The following is a 14,259-nucleotide window of genomic DNA, read 5'->3' on the forward strand; positions in this document are numbered from 1 at the left end:
AGGGCGACCACGCGGCCGCCCTCCTCAAGTTTATCTCGCCCTAGGGCCTCAGAAGTCCTTCTTGATCGACACACGCCATTCGCGCGGCGCGCCGACATTGGCATAGGCCGTGCCAGCGAAACCGTAGACCGCGTCAAACCGCGACGTGTAGTAATATTCGTCGAAAAGATTGGTCACTTCGAACGACACGGCGAGGTCGCGATCCTGATTGCGCCAGGTCAGCCGGGTGCTGCCGAGCACGTAAGACGGAAAATATTCGAAGTCCGGATTGACCGCATTCAACGTTCTGCTGGCCAGCTGCCGGCCGCGATAGGCGACGTCCAGCCTCGGCGTGATCGAGCCGGACCCGCCCATGTCGATCTCATATTGAATGCCTGCGCTCCACTGCGTTTCGGGCGAAACGATGGGGCTGCCGGCGGTAATGGTGCTGCCTACGGCGGGCGAGATCGACTTGTACTCCGAGCCAATGAGGCTCAGCGACGCGTCGATCATCAGATTGTCGACCGGAGTTGCCGAAACCTCGGCTTCAAAGCCCCACATCTTTCCGTCGCCGGCATTGGCGATGACCGCGCAGGGCCCGCCGCCATAAGCCGAACAGTCGGAGAGCGGCAGCTGGATCGCCTTATAGTCGTTGTAGAAGCCCGCGAGGTTCACGCGCAGGCGACGGTCGAGCAAGTCCGTCTTCAGGCCGATTTCGTAGGCTGTGACCGTCTCCGGCCCGAACGTGCCTTGGGTCGCGTGCGTCGGCAGGAACGGGCGCGCGGTGACGCCGCCACCCTTGAAGCCCGTGCCCACGGTTCCATAGAGCAACACTTCCGGCGAGAAGCGGTAATCGACGGACAAGCGCCAGTCCACCCGGCTGCCGTCGTACACGGCCTTCAGGTTATTGAGAGCCGAGAGACCGAACGGATCGGGGAAGAGCGGCGCGGTATTGTCGAGGTTCCGCCGGATGAACGTGTAGTCCTTGTGCTCCTCAGTGTAGCGGATACCGCCCGTGATCGTCATGCCATCAACCGGACGGACGATCGCGGTGCCGAACACGGCCTTGCTGTCCGCATTGATCGGATCGTTGCCGAGGAACTGGAGCGGCACGCCGGGGATGATGTAGCGGATATCCTGAATGGTGAAGTAGGTGCTGCGCTGGTCCGAATAATAGCCGCCCACGGTCAGATCGGCCATATCGCCAAGCTTGGCGTTGACGCGCAGTTCCTGGCTGACGAACCAGAAATCGAGATCGTTGAAGCCGCCGGCAGCCCGCGTGAGCGTCGGCGTGAAATCATCGTCCGTGCCCCAGCGGTTATTGTAGGAGCGATAGGCCGTGATCGACTGGACCTGAAGATTGTCGGTCACGTCCCAATCGATATGACCAGACACGCCCCAGCCACGGAACTTGTTGCGATTGCCCGTATTCCAGTTGCCGGCTTGACCGCCGGCCGGTAGCCCCCAGCTTGCATAGGTGCACCACGGTCCGCACAGGAAGTTCGAGGCGTCGCCTTGTGCCACGATCGGCACTTCCGCAGCGCTCGGTCGGTCGGAATACTGATAGTCGCCGATGATCTGGATATCGAGCTTCTCGCCGGCATAACGCAGCGCGCCGCGTACGCCTGAATAATTGATGCCGCCCAGATCTTCGACCACGCAGTCGGTGTTGGTCGGCACGGCTGGCAGGATGCCCTCGGGATTGCCGGGGTTGGCGCAGCCATAATCGATCTGCTGGACGTAACCGCGCTGGCTCTTGTGGACGCCGGAAACGCGGGCGAAGAGCATATCCGTAATCGGGAAATTCGCTCCCGCCCGCACTTCCACGCGGTTGCGCGAGCCGTAGCTCACTTCGGCAAAACCGCTCGGATCCGCCTCCGGCTTCTTCGAGAACAGTTTGATCGCGCCGCCAATCGAGTTGCGACCCGTGAGCGTTCCCTGCGGGCCGCGCAACACCTCCACGCGCTCCAGGTCAAGCAGGTCGAAATTGGCACCGGTGAGGGTGGGATAATAGACATCATCAACATAAAGCCCGACGCCCGGCTCATAAGCCGGGTTGAAATCGAACTGCCCGATGCCGCGGATGGAGGCCCCCATGGAATCGCCGAACGCGCCACCCATGGGGGTGAGGGTCACGCTAGGCGCCTGCCGGGCGACCGCAGCGATGTCATCCTGATTGCGCGCCTCGAGCAGCGCCGCATCCACCGCCGTGATCGCCAGTGGCGTATCCTGCAGGCGCTGAGACCGAAATTGTGCAGTAACAATGATATCGGGGGTACTGTCAGCCTGCGGGGCGGCATCTTGCTGGGCGATAGCGGGCGTCGTTGCCGCGGTGGCCAACACCATAACCGAACCGGCGCACAGCAATGGGCGGATTCTGGACTTCCTGTTCATCACATCTTCTCCTCACCTGTGCGGCTCGATGCAGCCTCACATCGCGCGGGTCTTTGCGACCTCTCGCGGAGCATACAGGAGCCGTTTTTTAGGCTCGTTGATATAGGCAGGAATTCCGGACAGGATCAACTTAAAGGAGACGGCGGCAGCGTGACGGCCAAACTTTTGGTCCCGGCGTTGGACTTATGCATCAGGGCGCTTGTTCAGGAGCGCAGAAACATGTCTGGTTGTGCATCTTTGTAGCACGGCAAAGGCGAACAGCCGCCGCGATGGAGGCGGAGGCCGCTAAGCCCCCAACTTGGCTGCGCGATTCGTTGCCGCTGCGTTCGTGAAAACAGAATGTGGCGAGTTAGCGGTCGCCCTGCCCGGCTCACTTAGCGAGCGCGTGCCTCATCAAATCTCAGGCGAGCGGCGTCGATGTCCTGCAAATGATCTTCCGCCCAGGTCCACACGCCACAAAATGCTTCGCCCAGACTGGCCCCCAGCTCCGTCAGCCGGTAATCCACATGGGGCGGCACGACCGGATGCACCGTGCGGTGGACCAGACCGTTGCGCTCCATCTGCCGCAGGGTCTGCGTAAGCATCTTCTGGCTGATGCCGGGCATTTTTTCGAAGATCCGTGTGAAGCGCTGTTCGCCATGATCGTGCAGCACTTCAATCAGCAGCATGGTCCATTTGTCCGCGACCTGGCCGATAAGGTCATTGACCAGCGCTTCCACGCGGGGATCGATCTGATCGTAGCGATCGGGGCTGGGTGGCACACTTGGGCTCTTTGCTTGAGTTGTCATTCACACTCTCTTTCCAGTGAGTATCAATCTTTCCGGTGCCTTCTTTCGTTCTGAAAGCTAGGACCTAAATGAGCAGTCGTCCACCAGCAGAATTTGGAGCAGACGGCATGAAGACCACGGGCAACACCATTCTCATCACCGGCGGCGGCTCGGGTATTGGCCGCGCATTGGCGCGCCATTTCCACGAGCTCGGCAACACGGTGATCGTCGCGGGGCGGACCGCAGCGACATTGGCTGAAACCATCGAGGGTCGCGCGGGCATGCACATGCTCACTGTCGATGCGAGCGATCCGGGAAGCATCGAAGCATTCGCGGCCGAAGCGATCGCCCGCTTTCCGGCGATCAACATCCTGTTCAACAATGCCGGCATCATGCAGCGCGAGGATCTGACGCGACGTGGCGACACGACTGTGGCGGAGCAGACCTTCATCACCAATGTGCTGGGGCCGATCCGTCTCACCAATGCCTTGATCGAGCATCTGACGGCGCAGGAAGACGCCGCGATCGTCAACACGACCTCCGGCCTCGCCTTCGTGCCACTGATCGGCACGCCGAGCTACAGCGCGAGCAAGGCGGCCCTGCATAGCTGGACGGTCTCCCTGCGGGAACAGCTGCGCGGCAAGGTGGAGGTGATCGAGCTGGCCCCGCCAGCTGTGCGCACCGAGCTAACCCCGGGCCAGTCCACCCGGGAAAACTATATGCCGCTCGATGATTATGCTGCGGAAGTGATGGCGCTCTTTCAGCAAGTGCCCACGCCCGAGGAAATTCTCGTCGAGAATGTCCGCTTCCTTCGCTCGGCGGAGCGCGAGGGACGGTTTGCCGAGACTGTGCGGATGATCAGCACGCTTTGATCGCCAAGGTGGTATGACGAAACATCACCGCCGTCCAAGGGGGCAGGCTCTAACACCTGCGCCCTTGGGCGTGCGAAAGGATCAGGCCGCTTTCGCCGCCTGATAGGCCGCCATCGGCACCCACCAGCCATGGACCTGCGGCCGCATGCGGGTGGGCACGGGCACCTTGGCGACCGGCCCCGCCGGCAGGTCGCCCGCGTTCCAGATCCACACCGCATGTTCGAACTGGTCCGGCGCGGTCTCATGGTCGACGACGCCGACCAGCCAGCCCTCATGACCGGGCTCGCTCGATGGCACATGCACGGTCTCGCTCATCCCATGCGCCGGCGGCAGATTATAGCCGATGATCGCGCCGGTCTCGAAATCCTTCCGCAGCAGCGCGGTGAACATGGCGCCGACGACGCCGCCCATCAGCGGCGGCCCCATGGGCTGCGGGTTCATGCTGCAATACCAGCCCCGCTTGTACGGGCGACCCTGATCGGCATCGGCAATACGCGGCATGTCTCCCGGAGGCCCGAGCGGCGTGACCTCCACGCCATCGCCGTCGCCTTTCATATCGACCGTCCAGCGCTGAAAGCCGCCGCCCAGCTCCCAAGGCTGTACATCGATATCGCTGTCCGCGCGGATGTGCGGGAAGGCGATGGTGTCGGTGATGTGATGATCGATATGGACCTTGCCGTCCGGCGTCTCGAACGCATTCATCATATGGAAGCTGGAGGCGCCCTTCGGTCCCTTGAACCAACGGATCTCGGACACATCGCCATAACGCGGCATCACCCCGATGTGATATTCCAGATCTTGCTGGTGAACCCAGTGCGCGCCCTTCGCCTTCACGCGTTCAAGATCGGCGGTGGTGGGCTGCAGCGGGAAGATCGCGTAGTTCTCGGTGATCACGAAGTCATGGACAAGGCTGCAGAACGGCGCCTCGAACGACTGTTCCTTGACGAGCTTGCCGTCCTTGTCGGTCCACCAATAAGCGATGGTCTTAGAGCAGAGGCCATCCGCCTCATAGCCATAGACGAACATCTCCTTGGTCTCGGGATCGATGCGGACATGGGCCGTCATCGTCTGCGACTTGAGCGCGCCACCGAAATCATAGGCGCCGATGGTCTCCAGCGTGTGCGGATCGACCTGATGACCCGGCCCATCCTCCTTGGTCATGATGAGCTTGCCCGCATGCCAGACCGGCGTGGTGTTGGAGACGGTCCCCTCCACGCCCTCGGCCGACGCGTCATTGGTGAAGGGGTTGCGATAGCGGCCGAACAGACGCTTGCCGGCGGCGTTCTCGGCCTTCCAGCGCGGGGTCTGGACATATTTGATGTCATAATCGACCGTGCCGTCCTCATTGAAGAGGATGCGGCTGATCATGCCGTCGTCGGAGAGCGCGGTATCGGGCTGGAAGAACGGCTCGAACTGCGGATCGGGCACTGCCCGGAAGAAAGCGCCGCGCACATCCGCCGGAATGGTGCCCTCGGATGCCGTGAGGCCCTTGAGCGAAACTTCCTGACGGACTGGCGTGTTGAGGCCCATATAGTCCGGCGTTGCGGGAAACGGCATTCTTCTCTCCAGTCAGCTTGCGGTTTCGGGCCTGTTTGGTCTCTCGTTGTCGAACTGGCTATGACCCAGCGCGAAGTTCTTCAGGCCAGTATAGACGCATCGGGTTGGTCACGAGTATCTTGTGTTGCAATGCCTCCGTCGGCGCGATGCGCGGAATCATGTCCACGAGCAGGCCGTCGTCCGGGATGGCATCCTGCATGTTGGGGTGCGGCCAATCGGTGCCCCAGATGACCCGATCTTGATAATCGGCGACCAGCGGCGCGACGGCAGTGGCAAAGTCATCCCAAGGCGCACCGGCGGGATCGAGCCGGTCCGGGCAGGTCGCCTTGAACCAGATGTCATCGCGACTATCGAGCAGGTTGCGAAAGGCCTTCATGTCAGCACCGTCCGGTCCCTGGCGCACATCGGGCCGGCCCATATGGTCGATCACCAGCGGCACAGGGATCGCATCCATGAACGGGCGCAGTTCTTCGAGAATGTCCGCCTCGAAATAGATGACCACATGCCAGCCCTCCGGCAGTCGGCTCGCGACCTCGAGAAACTTGTCCTTGGGGGCATCGTCTACCAGGCGCTTGAGGAAGTTGAAGCGGATGCCGCGCATGCCGCCGGCGTGCAGCGCCTCAAGCTCGGCCTCGCTGATCGCGGGATCGACCACGGCGACACCGCGCGCCTTCCCGTCAGAAACGGCAATGCCGTTCAGGGTCGCGGCGTTGTCGGTGCCGTGGCAGCTCGCCTGGACGATGACGTTGCGGGAAAAGCCCAGATGATCGCGCAGGGCAAAGAGCATGTCCGGGCCTGCATCCTGCGGCAGATATTTGGCCTTCGCGCTGAACGGGAACTGCGCCATCGGCCCGAACACGTGGCAATGCGCATCCACGGCGCCCGGCGGCGGCGTGTAGGCGGGCTTGCTCGGGTTGCTATGCCAGGAAAGGATGCGGTCGGTCATCTCATTGGTTCCGTTCGGACTGGGCCTGTCGAAGCCCGGTTCTCACTTTCCGTTCGATTGTTCCAGATGAAACAGCCCTTTGACAAGTTCAGGGCGAACGGACTTGTTCTGAGGTGCAGGGAGCCTGCCATAGACGCAGGGGATGTTCAGCCGAACACCACCCCGTCCATCAGCTTGCGGGCGGTGCGCAACATGCCGGCTTCCACCGGCTGTCCGTCAGCGTCCACGGTCACGACGCATTCGGTGACGCCGGTCGGATGCTCGACCCCCAGCGTCTTCGTCGCACCCTCGGGCACCTTGGCGACGGAGGCGGCGGGAGAGCCTTCGATAAGGCATGCCGTCGCCACGCTCACCGCACCCAACACCCCGATGGAGGCATGGACACGATGCGGGATGAGCGAACGCACGGTAACGGCCCCACCCTCGCGCGGCGGCGCCACCAGCATCATCTTGGGGACGGACTTTTCGGTTACGTCGCCAAGGTTCATCATCTCACCGACCTTGAGGCGGATGGCCTCGACCTTCGCCTTCATCTCGTTATTGGCGTCAAGCGTGTCACGATCCTCATAGCCGGTCACGCCGACGTCGCTGGCCAGCATGACGACGCAGGGCATCCCATTGTCGATCATCGTCACCTTGATGCCATTGATCTCGTCGACGCCATTGCCCGTCGGCAGCAGGGCGCCGCAGGATGAGCCAGCGGTATCGCGGAACAACAGCGGAATGGGCGCCGATGTACCCGGCACGCCACTGATCGAGGCGTCACCATCATAGCGAACCTGGCCGCCGGGCGTCTGCACCGTGGCGACGGCGACCTGGCCGGTATTCTCCATGAAGATGGCGACGCGGGTTTCATCGCCGGTTGGCTGCACGAGACCGCGCTCGATGGCGAACGGACCGATGCCCGCGAGGATATTGCCGCAATTCTGCGCGTCGGTGACAATCGCCTGATCGACGAACACCTGCAGGAAGAGATAATCGACATCGACGCCTTCGCGGCTCGATTTCCTGACCACGCCAACCTTGCTGGTCAGCGGATCGGCACCGCCCATGCCGTCGATCTGGCGCGGGTCTGGCGAGCCCATGACGCGCAGGAGGAAGGCATCGCGGGCGGCGGTATCCGTGGGCAGATCGTCCGCCAGGAAATAGCCGCCCTTGGAGGTGCCGCCACGCATCCACATGCAGGTAATGCCGTCCATCACAGCCTCCCGAACTGAGATGCATTCCGAGGCCGAGGTGCCTCACACATATTTCAGGCCTTCCTTCTCCAGGCGCTCGCGCATCTTGTACATGTCGAGGCCCAGCACGCCGGAGGCCAGCTTCTCGCGCTTCTCGCCTTCATTGGCTTCCCGCGCACGGGCCGCTTCCAGCACCTTGGCGGCGTTGGCGCGGGGGACGACGCACACGCCGTCATCATCAGCGACGATCACATCCCCGGGATTGACCAGCGCGTTGGCGCAGACCACCGGAATGTTGACGCTGCCCAGGGTGTTCTTGACCGTGCCCTGCGCATAGACGGCCTTGGACCAGACCGGGAAGTTCATCTCGGTCAGATCGCGCACATCGCGCACGCCGGCATCGATGATCAGGCCGCGACAACCGCGCGCCTGCGCCGAGGTGGCCAGCAGATCGCCGAAATAGCCGTCCTCGCACGGGCTGGTCGGCGCCAGCAGCAGGATGTCGCCCGCTTTCAACTGCTCAATGGCGACATGCACCATCCAATTGTCGCCCGGAGGCGCGCTGATCGTCACTGCACTGCCGGCAATCCGCGCGCCGGCATAAATCGGCCGCATGTAGCTCGCCAGCAAACCCGTGCGTCCCTGCGCCTCATGAACCGTCGCAACACCGCACGCCGCCAAACCGTCAATCACCTCAGGATCAGCACGCTCGATATTCTGTACGACCACACCCATGATTGCTCCTCTCGATCAACGTTACCTGGCAACAGCCTTGCTCCCGTATAGAATAGGGGAACGGCGTCCGGTCAATCCACCCCGAACTTTGCGCAGATCATAAGCATCTGCTAAGTCTGGCCCTCATGGCATCCGACCTCTCACCCTTCTCCTTCAATCTGCGCCACCTCGCGGCGGTCGCCGCGGTGACGCATAAAGGGAGTGTGTCGGCCGCTGCGAGCACGCTCCATCTGACCCAGCCTGCTGTGACCCAAGCCATTGCCCGCGTGGAAAGCATCATGGACGTGCAGCTGTTCGAGCGGCGCACGGACGGCATGACGCCGCTCCCTCCTGCGATGGCGCTGGCTGAGCGCGTTGAGCAAGCCGCCGAACTGATCGGCTCGCGACGGGTGACCATGGCGCAATTGCGCGCCTTCCTCGCCGTCGCGGATAGCGGAAGCTATGCGGCGGCAGCAGCACAGAGCGGCCTCTCGCAGCCGACACTGCATCGCGCCATTGGCGATTTGTCGCTGATCCTGCGGCGATCGCTCGTTGAGCGGCGCGGACGGGGCATCGCGCTGACCGACGCGGGCCGGCGCACCGCCCGTAACTTTCGTCTTGCCCGGACAGAGCTTGAAGCAGGCCTCGACGAAGCCTTGGGCCAATCCGGCGGCGTGCCCGCGCGGATCACCATCGGGGCGATGCCGCTGTCCCGCGCTCGGGTGCTGCCGCGCGCGCTGGCAAGGTTCAACACTGCATTTCCGGCCATCGAAATCGTGATCGTGGAAGGATCGCATGGCGAACTGGCGGAATCCCTGCGCGACGGCAGCATCGACATGATGGTCGGCGCCATGCGCGATCCGCCACCCGGCCCGGACCTCATGCAGCGCCCCTTGTTCGAGGATGAGGTGATTATCATCGCGCGGGCCGGTCATCCCGAGGCCGGTCCCGCACGGGATCGCCCGTTGAGCGATCTCGCGCGCTATGCCTGGATCTTGCCGTCGCCCGGCGCGCCCCTGCGGACGCGCTTCGACGAGATGTTCCGCACGGCCGGTCTCACCCCGCCGCCCGTGCCGATCGAATGCGGCTCAGTAATGATGATCCGCGAAATCCTGATGCAGACCGATTTTCTGACCCTGCTCTCGCCCGATCAGGTCTCGGTCGAGCAGGAGGCGGGCTGGCTCGTCTCGCTTGGCGCCCCGCCCGGGGGCTTCTCTCGCGCGGTCGCGCTCACCACCCGGGCGCAGTGGCGACCGGCCCCGGCACAAGCTGCCTTCATTGCCGAGCTGGACCGGGCCGCGACGGAACCATTCGCTTCTGCTTATGGCACGGAGCGGGAACAAATTTGCGATTCTGATCGATAGGCGGCACAGCGTCGATCATGAGCGGGAGAATTGCCCTTATTGGCTTTGGGGAAGCGGGCCGGACCTTCGCCGGCGCCGCCGGATGGCGCAGCGATGCTCGCGCATTCGACCTCAAGGCAATCGAACCGCAGACGGCCGGCCCGATCCGCGCCGCGTACACCGAAACGGGCGTCACTAGCTGCGAGTCCCTGGCGGACGCGCTGGCCGGCGCGGAAATGATCCTGAGCCTCGTCACCGCCGATCAGACCGAGACGGCAGCGTCCGCAGCCGCGCGGCACCTGTCCCCTGGCACGTTGTTCTTCGACATGAATTCCGTGTCACCGGGCGCCAAGCAGCGCAATGCTGCGGCGATCGAGCAGGCTGGCGGCCATTATGTCGATGTAGCGGTCATGTCGCCCGTGCAGCCCGCCGCGATGACTGTGCCGCTGCTGATCAGCGGCCCGCACGCTGCGCAGGGCGAAGCGGCGCTGCGCGCGATCGGCTTCAGCAAGGTTGCGATTGCGGGCGATCAGGTCGGCGCCGCCAGCGCGACGAAGATGGTCCGTTCCGTCATGATCAAGGGCATCGAGGCGCTGACGGCGGAGATGATCCTCGCGGCCCGTCGTGCGGGCGTGACCGAGAACGTGCTGGCCTCACTCGGCGGAGACTGGCCCGAAAAGATCGATTATAATCTCGACCGCATGCTGGCGCACGGCACGCGCCGCGCTGCCGAGATGGACGAGGTGGTCGTGACGCTCACCGAGCTGGGCATCGAACCGGCCATGACGCGGGGGACAGTGACACGCCAGCGGGCGATGGGCGCCTTGCTCGGTTCGGTCGAGATGCCGCAGGGGCTTGAGGCAAAGCTGGCCTTTCTGGATGCCATGCATCCCGAAATGATCGCGAAGCCCGCGTCCGCTGCGCAGCCCAAAATTACAGAAACAGAAAAGTCTGGAAGGTGACGGAATGACGATGATCATCGACTGCCATGGCCACTATACCGTGCTGCCCAAGGCGCATGACGAGTGGCGCGAGCAGCAGAAGGCGGCCTTCAAGAATGGCACGCCCTGCCCGCCCTATCCCGAGATTTCCGACGACGACATTCGCGAGACCATCGAGCAGAACCAGCTGCGCCTCATCAAGGAGCGCGGCGCGGACATGACGATCTTCTCGCCCCGCGCATCGGCCATGGCGCCCCATGTCGGCGATCAGTCGGTGGCGGTGCCTTGGGCGCAGGCCTGCAACAACCTCATTGCGCGCGTCGTCGATCTCTACCCCGAGACATTCGCTGGCGTGTGCATGTTGCCGCAGTCGCCAGAGGCGGACATGACCAGCTCGATCGCCGAGCTGGACCGCTGCGTCAATGAGCTGGGCTTCATCGGCTGCAACCTGAACCCGGATGCGAGCGGTGGCCATTTCAAGCAGCCGCCGCTGACCGACAAATTCTGGTACCCCTTCTACGAGAAGATGGTTGAACTGGACGTCCCGGCGATGATCCACGTCTCGGGCAGCTGCAATCCCGCGATGCATGCGACGGGCGCCTATTATCTGGCGGCCGATACGATCGCCTTCATGCAGTTGCTGCAGGGCAATCTGTTCGCCGATTTCCCGACGCTGCGCTTCATCATCCCGCATGGCGGCGGCGCGGTGCCCTATCACTGGGGCCGGTTCCGGGGCCTCGCGGACATGCTCAAGCAGCCCAGCCTTGATACGCTGCTCATGAACAACGTGTTCTTCGACACCTGCGTCTATCACCAGCCCGGCATCAACCTGCTGGCCGACGTGATCGATAACAAGAACATCCTGTTCGGCAGCGAGATGGTCGGTGCCGTGCGTGGGATCGACCCGACGACGGGTCATTATTTCGACGATACGAAGCGCTATATCGATGCGCTCGACATTTCTGACGAGGAGCGTCACGCGATTTTTGAGGGCAATACCCGCCGCGTCTTCCCGCGTCTCGACGCCAAGCTGAACGCCCGCGGGCTCTAAGAGAGGATATCATGACCGAGAAGAAAGAGAGAATCGACGTTCACGCCTATCTTGCCGAGTTTGACGACATTCCCGGCACCCGCGTGTTCACGGCCCAGCGCGCGCGCCGGGGCTACAATCTCAACCAATTTGCGATGAGCCTGATGAAGGCCGAGAATCGCGAGCGGTTCAAGGCGGACGAAAGCGCCTATCTCGACGAGTGGAACCTGACGCCCGCCGCCAAGGCGGCCGTGCTGGCCCGCGACTACAATGCCATGATCGACGAGGGCGGGAATGTTTACTTCCTCTCCAAGCTCTTCTCGACCGATGGCAAGAGCTTCCAGTTCGCAGCCGGATCGATGACCGGCATGACGCAGGAAGAATATGCACAGATGATGATCGATGGTGGTCGTTCGCCCGAGGGCGTGCGCTCGATCAAGGGAGGATTTTGATCATGGCACGCGTTACCACGGGCATTACGTCCAGCCACATTCCTGCGCTCGGCGCGGCGATGCAAACCAAGACCAGCGACAACGATTATTGGGGTCCGGTCTTCAAGGGCTATGAGCCGATCCGGGAGTGGATCAAGCAGCCGGGCAATACCCCCGACGTTGTGATCCTGGTCTATAACGACCACGCCTCGGCGTTCGACATGAACATCATCCCGACCTTCGCGATCGGCTGCGCCGAGAGCTTCAAGCCGGCGGACGAAGGCTGGGGCCCGCGCCCCGTGCCCGACGTGAAGGGCCATCCGGACCTCGCCTGGCACATCGCCCAGAGCCTGATCCTCGACGAATTCGACATGACCATCATGAACCAGATGGACGTCGACCATGGCTGCACCGTGCCGCTCTCGATGATCTTCGGCGAGCCGGAAGAGTGGCCGTGCAAGGTCATTCCCTTCCCGGTCAACGTGGTCACCTATCCGCCGCCGTCGGGCAAGCGCTGCTTCAGCCTGGGCGATAGCATCCGCGCCGCGGTCGAGAGCTTCCCGGAAGACCTCAACGTCCACGTCTGGGGCACCGGCGGCATGAGCCACCAGCTTCAGGGGCCGCGCGCTGGCCTGATCAACAAGGAGTTCGACCTGAACTTCATCGACAAGCTGATCAGCGATCCCGCAGAGCTCAGCAAGATGCCGCACATCCAGTATCTGCGCGAAAGCGGGTCGGAAGGCATCGAGCTGGTCATGTGGCTCATCATGCGCGGCGCGCTGCCGGAGAAGGTGCGTGACCTCTACACCTTCTACCACATCCCGGCCTCCAACACTGCGCTCGGCGCGATGATCCTGCAGCCGGAAGAAACGGCCGGAGCGCCGCTGGAACCGCGCAAGGTGATGAGCGGCCACAGCATGGCGAAGGCCTGACACGCGCAAAGGCCCCTCCTCTTCAGAGGAGGGGTTGGGGTGGTGCTGGCCATCACCCCATTTGAAGTGACTTCGGGGGCATTGAGCCCCCGCCGTTCGTTTAGATACCTCTCACCCACCCCTTGCCCCTCCCTTGAAAGGGAGGGGTTAGCTGGAGAAAGGACTCCCCCTCATGAGAATCGCACTCGCAGGCGCCGGCGCATTCGGCGAAAAGCATCTCGACGGCCTCAAGAACATCGACGGTGTGGAGATCGTCTCGATCATCAGCCGTCGTGCCGATCAGGCCGCCGAAGTCGCCGCCAAATATGGCGCGAAGCACAGCGGCACCGAACTGGACGAAGCGCTTGCGCGCGATGACGTGGACGCGGTGATCCTCTGCACGCCCACACAGATGCACGCCCAGCAGGCGATTGCCTGCATGAAGGCGGGCAAGCATGTGCAGGTGGAAATCCCGCTGTCGGACAGCTGGGCCGACGCCCAGGCGGTCATCGACACGCAGAAGGAAACCGGCCTCATCTGCATGGTCGGCCACACCCGCCGCTTCAACCCGAGCCACCAGTATATCCATAACAAGATTACGGCCGGCGAACTCGCGATCCAGCAGATGGACGTGCAGACCTATTTCTTCCGCCGCAAGAACATGAATGCCAAGGGCGAAGCGCGCTCCTGGACGGACCATCTGCTGTGGCACCACGCCGCGCACACGGTCGACCTGTTCGCCTATCAGGCCGGCAAGATCGTGCAGGCCAATGCCGTGCAAGGCCCGATGCACCCGGAACTGGGCATCGCGATGGATATGTCCATCCAGCTCAAGAGCGAGAGCGGCGCGATCTGCACCCTCTCCCTCTCGTTCAACAATGATGGGCCGCTGGGCACCTTCTTCCGCTACATCTGCGACAATGGCACCTGGATCGCGCGCTATGACGATCTGGTGACCGGCAAGGAAGAGCCTGTGGACCTGAGCGGCGTGGCCGTCTCCAGCAACGGCATCGAGCTGCAGGACCGCGAGTTTATCGCCGCGATCCGCGAGGGCCGCGAGCCCAACAGCTCGGTCGCACAGGTGCTCGATTGCTATCGCGTGCTCGGCGAGCTGGAAGTCCAGCTCCACAAGGCCGGCTGATAAAGACTGGCGGTGTGTGGGCTGTTTCGCGGCTGCACACCGCCTCATTTCTGGC

Annotated in this window: 13 protein-coding genes; 7 read left to right on the forward strand and 6 right to left on the reverse strand. The window is 63.0% G+C overall.

The annotated features are described in order from the left end of the window. Positions 1 to 48 precede the first annotated feature (48 nt). On the reverse strand, positions 49 to 2,373 hold the full coding sequence (locus M2343_RS04825; RefSeq protein WP_264575790.1) for a TonB-dependent receptor: 2,325 nt from the start codon (positions 2,371 to 2,373) through the stop codon (positions 49 to 51). Positions 2,374 to 2,747: 374 nt separating this feature from the next. Further along, positions 2,748 to 3,134: a winged helix-turn-helix transcriptional regulator gene (locus tag M2343_RS04830; protein ID WP_264603864.1), complete on the reverse strand. Its 387-nt coding sequence runs from the start codon at positions 3,132 to 3,134 to the stop codon at positions 2,748 to 2,750. A 134-nt stretch (positions 3,135 to 3,268) separates the two neighbouring features. Here M2343_RS04830 and M2343_RS04835 point away from each other — a divergent pair, with 134 nt between their 5' ends. Further along, positions 3,269 to 4,012, forward strand: a complete 744-nt coding sequence (locus M2343_RS04835) for an SDR family oxidoreductase (protein ID WP_181559646.1) — start codon at positions 3,269 to 3,271, stop codon at positions 4,010 to 4,012. Between the two features lie 81 nt (positions 4,013 to 4,093). Here the strand turns inward: M2343_RS04835 and M2343_RS04840 are convergent, their stop codons facing one another. The 4 genes from M2343_RS04840 to ligK all read right to left on the reverse strand — a co-directional run bounded on the left by M2343_RS04840 (position 4,094) and on the right by ligK (position 8,431). Beyond that, the gene (locus M2343_RS04840) at positions 4,094 to 5,569 is read right to left on the reverse strand and encodes a carotenoid oxygenase family protein (protein WP_264575792.1); all 1,476 of its coding nucleotides are present in this window, start codon (positions 5,567 to 5,569) and stop codon (positions 4,094 to 4,096) included. 58 nt (positions 5,570 to 5,627) lie between these two features. After that, positions 5,628 to 6,515 (reverse strand): amidohydrolase family protein, encoded by an 888-nt coding sequence (locus M2343_RS04845; protein WP_264575793.1) that lies wholly within the window; start codon positions 6,513 to 6,515, stop codon positions 5,628 to 5,630. Positions 6,516 to 6,661: 146 nt separating this feature from the next. Further along, positions 6,662 to 7,714 carry a 4-oxalomesaconate tautomerase gene (locus M2343_RS04850; RefSeq protein ID WP_264575794.1) on the reverse strand — a complete coding sequence of 351 codons (1,053 nt, stop codon included), beginning with the start codon at positions 7,712 to 7,714 and terminating at the stop codon, positions 6,662 to 6,664. Positions 7,715 to 7,756: 42 nt separating this feature from the next. Beyond that, the gene (gene ligK, locus M2343_RS04855; RefSeq protein ID WP_319799422.1) at positions 7,757 to 8,431 is read right to left on the reverse strand and encodes a 4-carboxy-4-hydroxy-2-oxoadipate aldolase/oxaloacetate decarboxylase; all 675 of its coding nucleotides are present in this window, start codon (positions 8,429 to 8,431) and stop codon (positions 7,757 to 7,759) included. A gap of 122 nt (positions 8,432 to 8,553) precedes the next feature. On the opposite strand from ligK, the gene M2343_RS04860 reads away from it, so the two are divergent. The 6 genes from M2343_RS04860 (at position 8,554) to M2343_RS04885 (ending at position 14,204) form a co-directional block, all read left to right on the forward strand. Next, positions 8,554 to 9,771, forward strand: coding sequence for a LysR family transcriptional regulator (locus M2343_RS04860; RefSeq protein WP_264575795.1), 1,218 nt, complete (start codon positions 8,554 to 8,556; stop codon positions 9,769 to 9,771). Between the two features lie 17 nt (positions 9,772 to 9,788). Continuing rightward, the gene (locus M2343_RS04865; protein WP_264575796.1) at positions 9,789 to 10,712 is read left to right on the forward strand and encodes an NAD(P)-dependent oxidoreductase; all 924 of its coding nucleotides are present in this window, start codon (positions 9,789 to 9,791) and stop codon (positions 10,710 to 10,712) included. Between the two features lie 4 nt (positions 10,713 to 10,716). Further along, entirely contained in the window at positions 10,717 to 11,742 is a 1,026-nt protein-coding gene (locus M2343_RS04870; protein ID WP_181559641.1) for an amidohydrolase family protein, read from the forward strand. Positions 11,743 to 11,753: 11 nt separating this feature from the next. Beyond that, positions 11,754 to 12,173: a protocatechuate 4,5-dioxygenase subunit alpha gene (gene ligA / locus M2343_RS04875; protein WP_181559640.1), complete on the forward strand. Its 420-nt coding sequence runs from the start codon at positions 11,754 to 11,756 to the stop codon at positions 12,171 to 12,173. Between the two features lie 2 nt (positions 12,174 to 12,175). Further along, entirely contained in the window at positions 12,176 to 13,084 is a 909-nt protein-coding gene (locus tag M2343_RS04880; RefSeq protein WP_181559639.1) for a class III extradiol dioxygenase subunit beta, read from the forward strand. Positions 13,085 to 13,256: 172 nt separating this feature from the next. Beyond that, complete coding sequence (locus M2343_RS04885) at positions 13,257 to 14,204, forward strand: Gfo/Idh/MocA family oxidoreductase (protein ID WP_264575797.1); 948 nt, start codon at positions 13,257 to 13,259, stop codon at positions 14,202 to 14,204. Positions 14,205 to 14,259 lie beyond the last annotated feature (55 nt).

This window comes from Sphingobium sp. B8D3B, assembly GCF_025961875.1.
Lineage (GTDB): Bacteria > Pseudomonadota > Alphaproteobacteria > Sphingomonadales > Sphingomonadaceae > Sphingobium.

Excerpts from the sequence above, each read along its gene's own strand:
- M2343_RS04825 (WP_264575790.1), bottom strand. The coding sequence starts at position 2,373 with ATGAACAGGAAGTCCAGAATCCGCCCATTGCTGTGCGCCGGTTCGGTT.
- M2343_RS04835 (WP_181559646.1), top strand. The coding sequence starts at position 3,269 with ATGAAGACCACGGGCAACACCATTCTCATCACCGGCGGCGGCTCGGGT.
- M2343_RS04840 (WP_264575792.1), bottom strand. The coding sequence starts at position 5,569 with ATGCCGTTTCCCGCAACGCCGGACTATATGGGCCTCAACACGCCAGTC.
- M2343_RS04845 (WP_264575793.1), bottom strand. The coding sequence starts at position 6,515 with ATGACCGACCGCATCCTTTCCTGGCATAGCAACCCGAGCAAGCCCGCC.
- M2343_RS04850 (WP_264575794.1), bottom strand. The coding sequence starts at position 7,714 with ATGGACGGCATTACCTGCATGTGGATGCGTGGCGGCACCTCCAAGGGC.
- M2343_RS04860 (WP_264575795.1), top strand. The coding sequence starts at position 8,554 with ATGGCATCCGACCTCTCACCCTTCTCCTTCAATCTGCGCCACCTCGCG.
- M2343_RS04865 (WP_264575796.1), top strand. The coding sequence starts at position 9,789 with ATGAGCGGGAGAATTGCCCTTATTGGCTTTGGGGAAGCGGGCCGGACC.
- M2343_RS04870 (WP_181559641.1), top strand. The coding sequence starts at position 10,717 with ATGACGATGATCATCGACTGCCATGGCCACTATACCGTGCTGCCCAAG.
- ligA (WP_181559640.1), top strand. The coding sequence starts at position 11,754 with ATGACCGAGAAGAAAGAGAGAATCGACGTTCACGCCTATCTTGCCGAG.
- M2343_RS04880 (WP_181559639.1), top strand. The coding sequence starts at position 12,176 with ATGGCACGCGTTACCACGGGCATTACGTCCAGCCACATTCCTGCGCTC.
- M2343_RS04885 (WP_264575797.1), top strand. The coding sequence starts at position 13,257 with ATGAGAATCGCACTCGCAGGCGCCGGCGCATTCGGCGAAAAGCATCTC.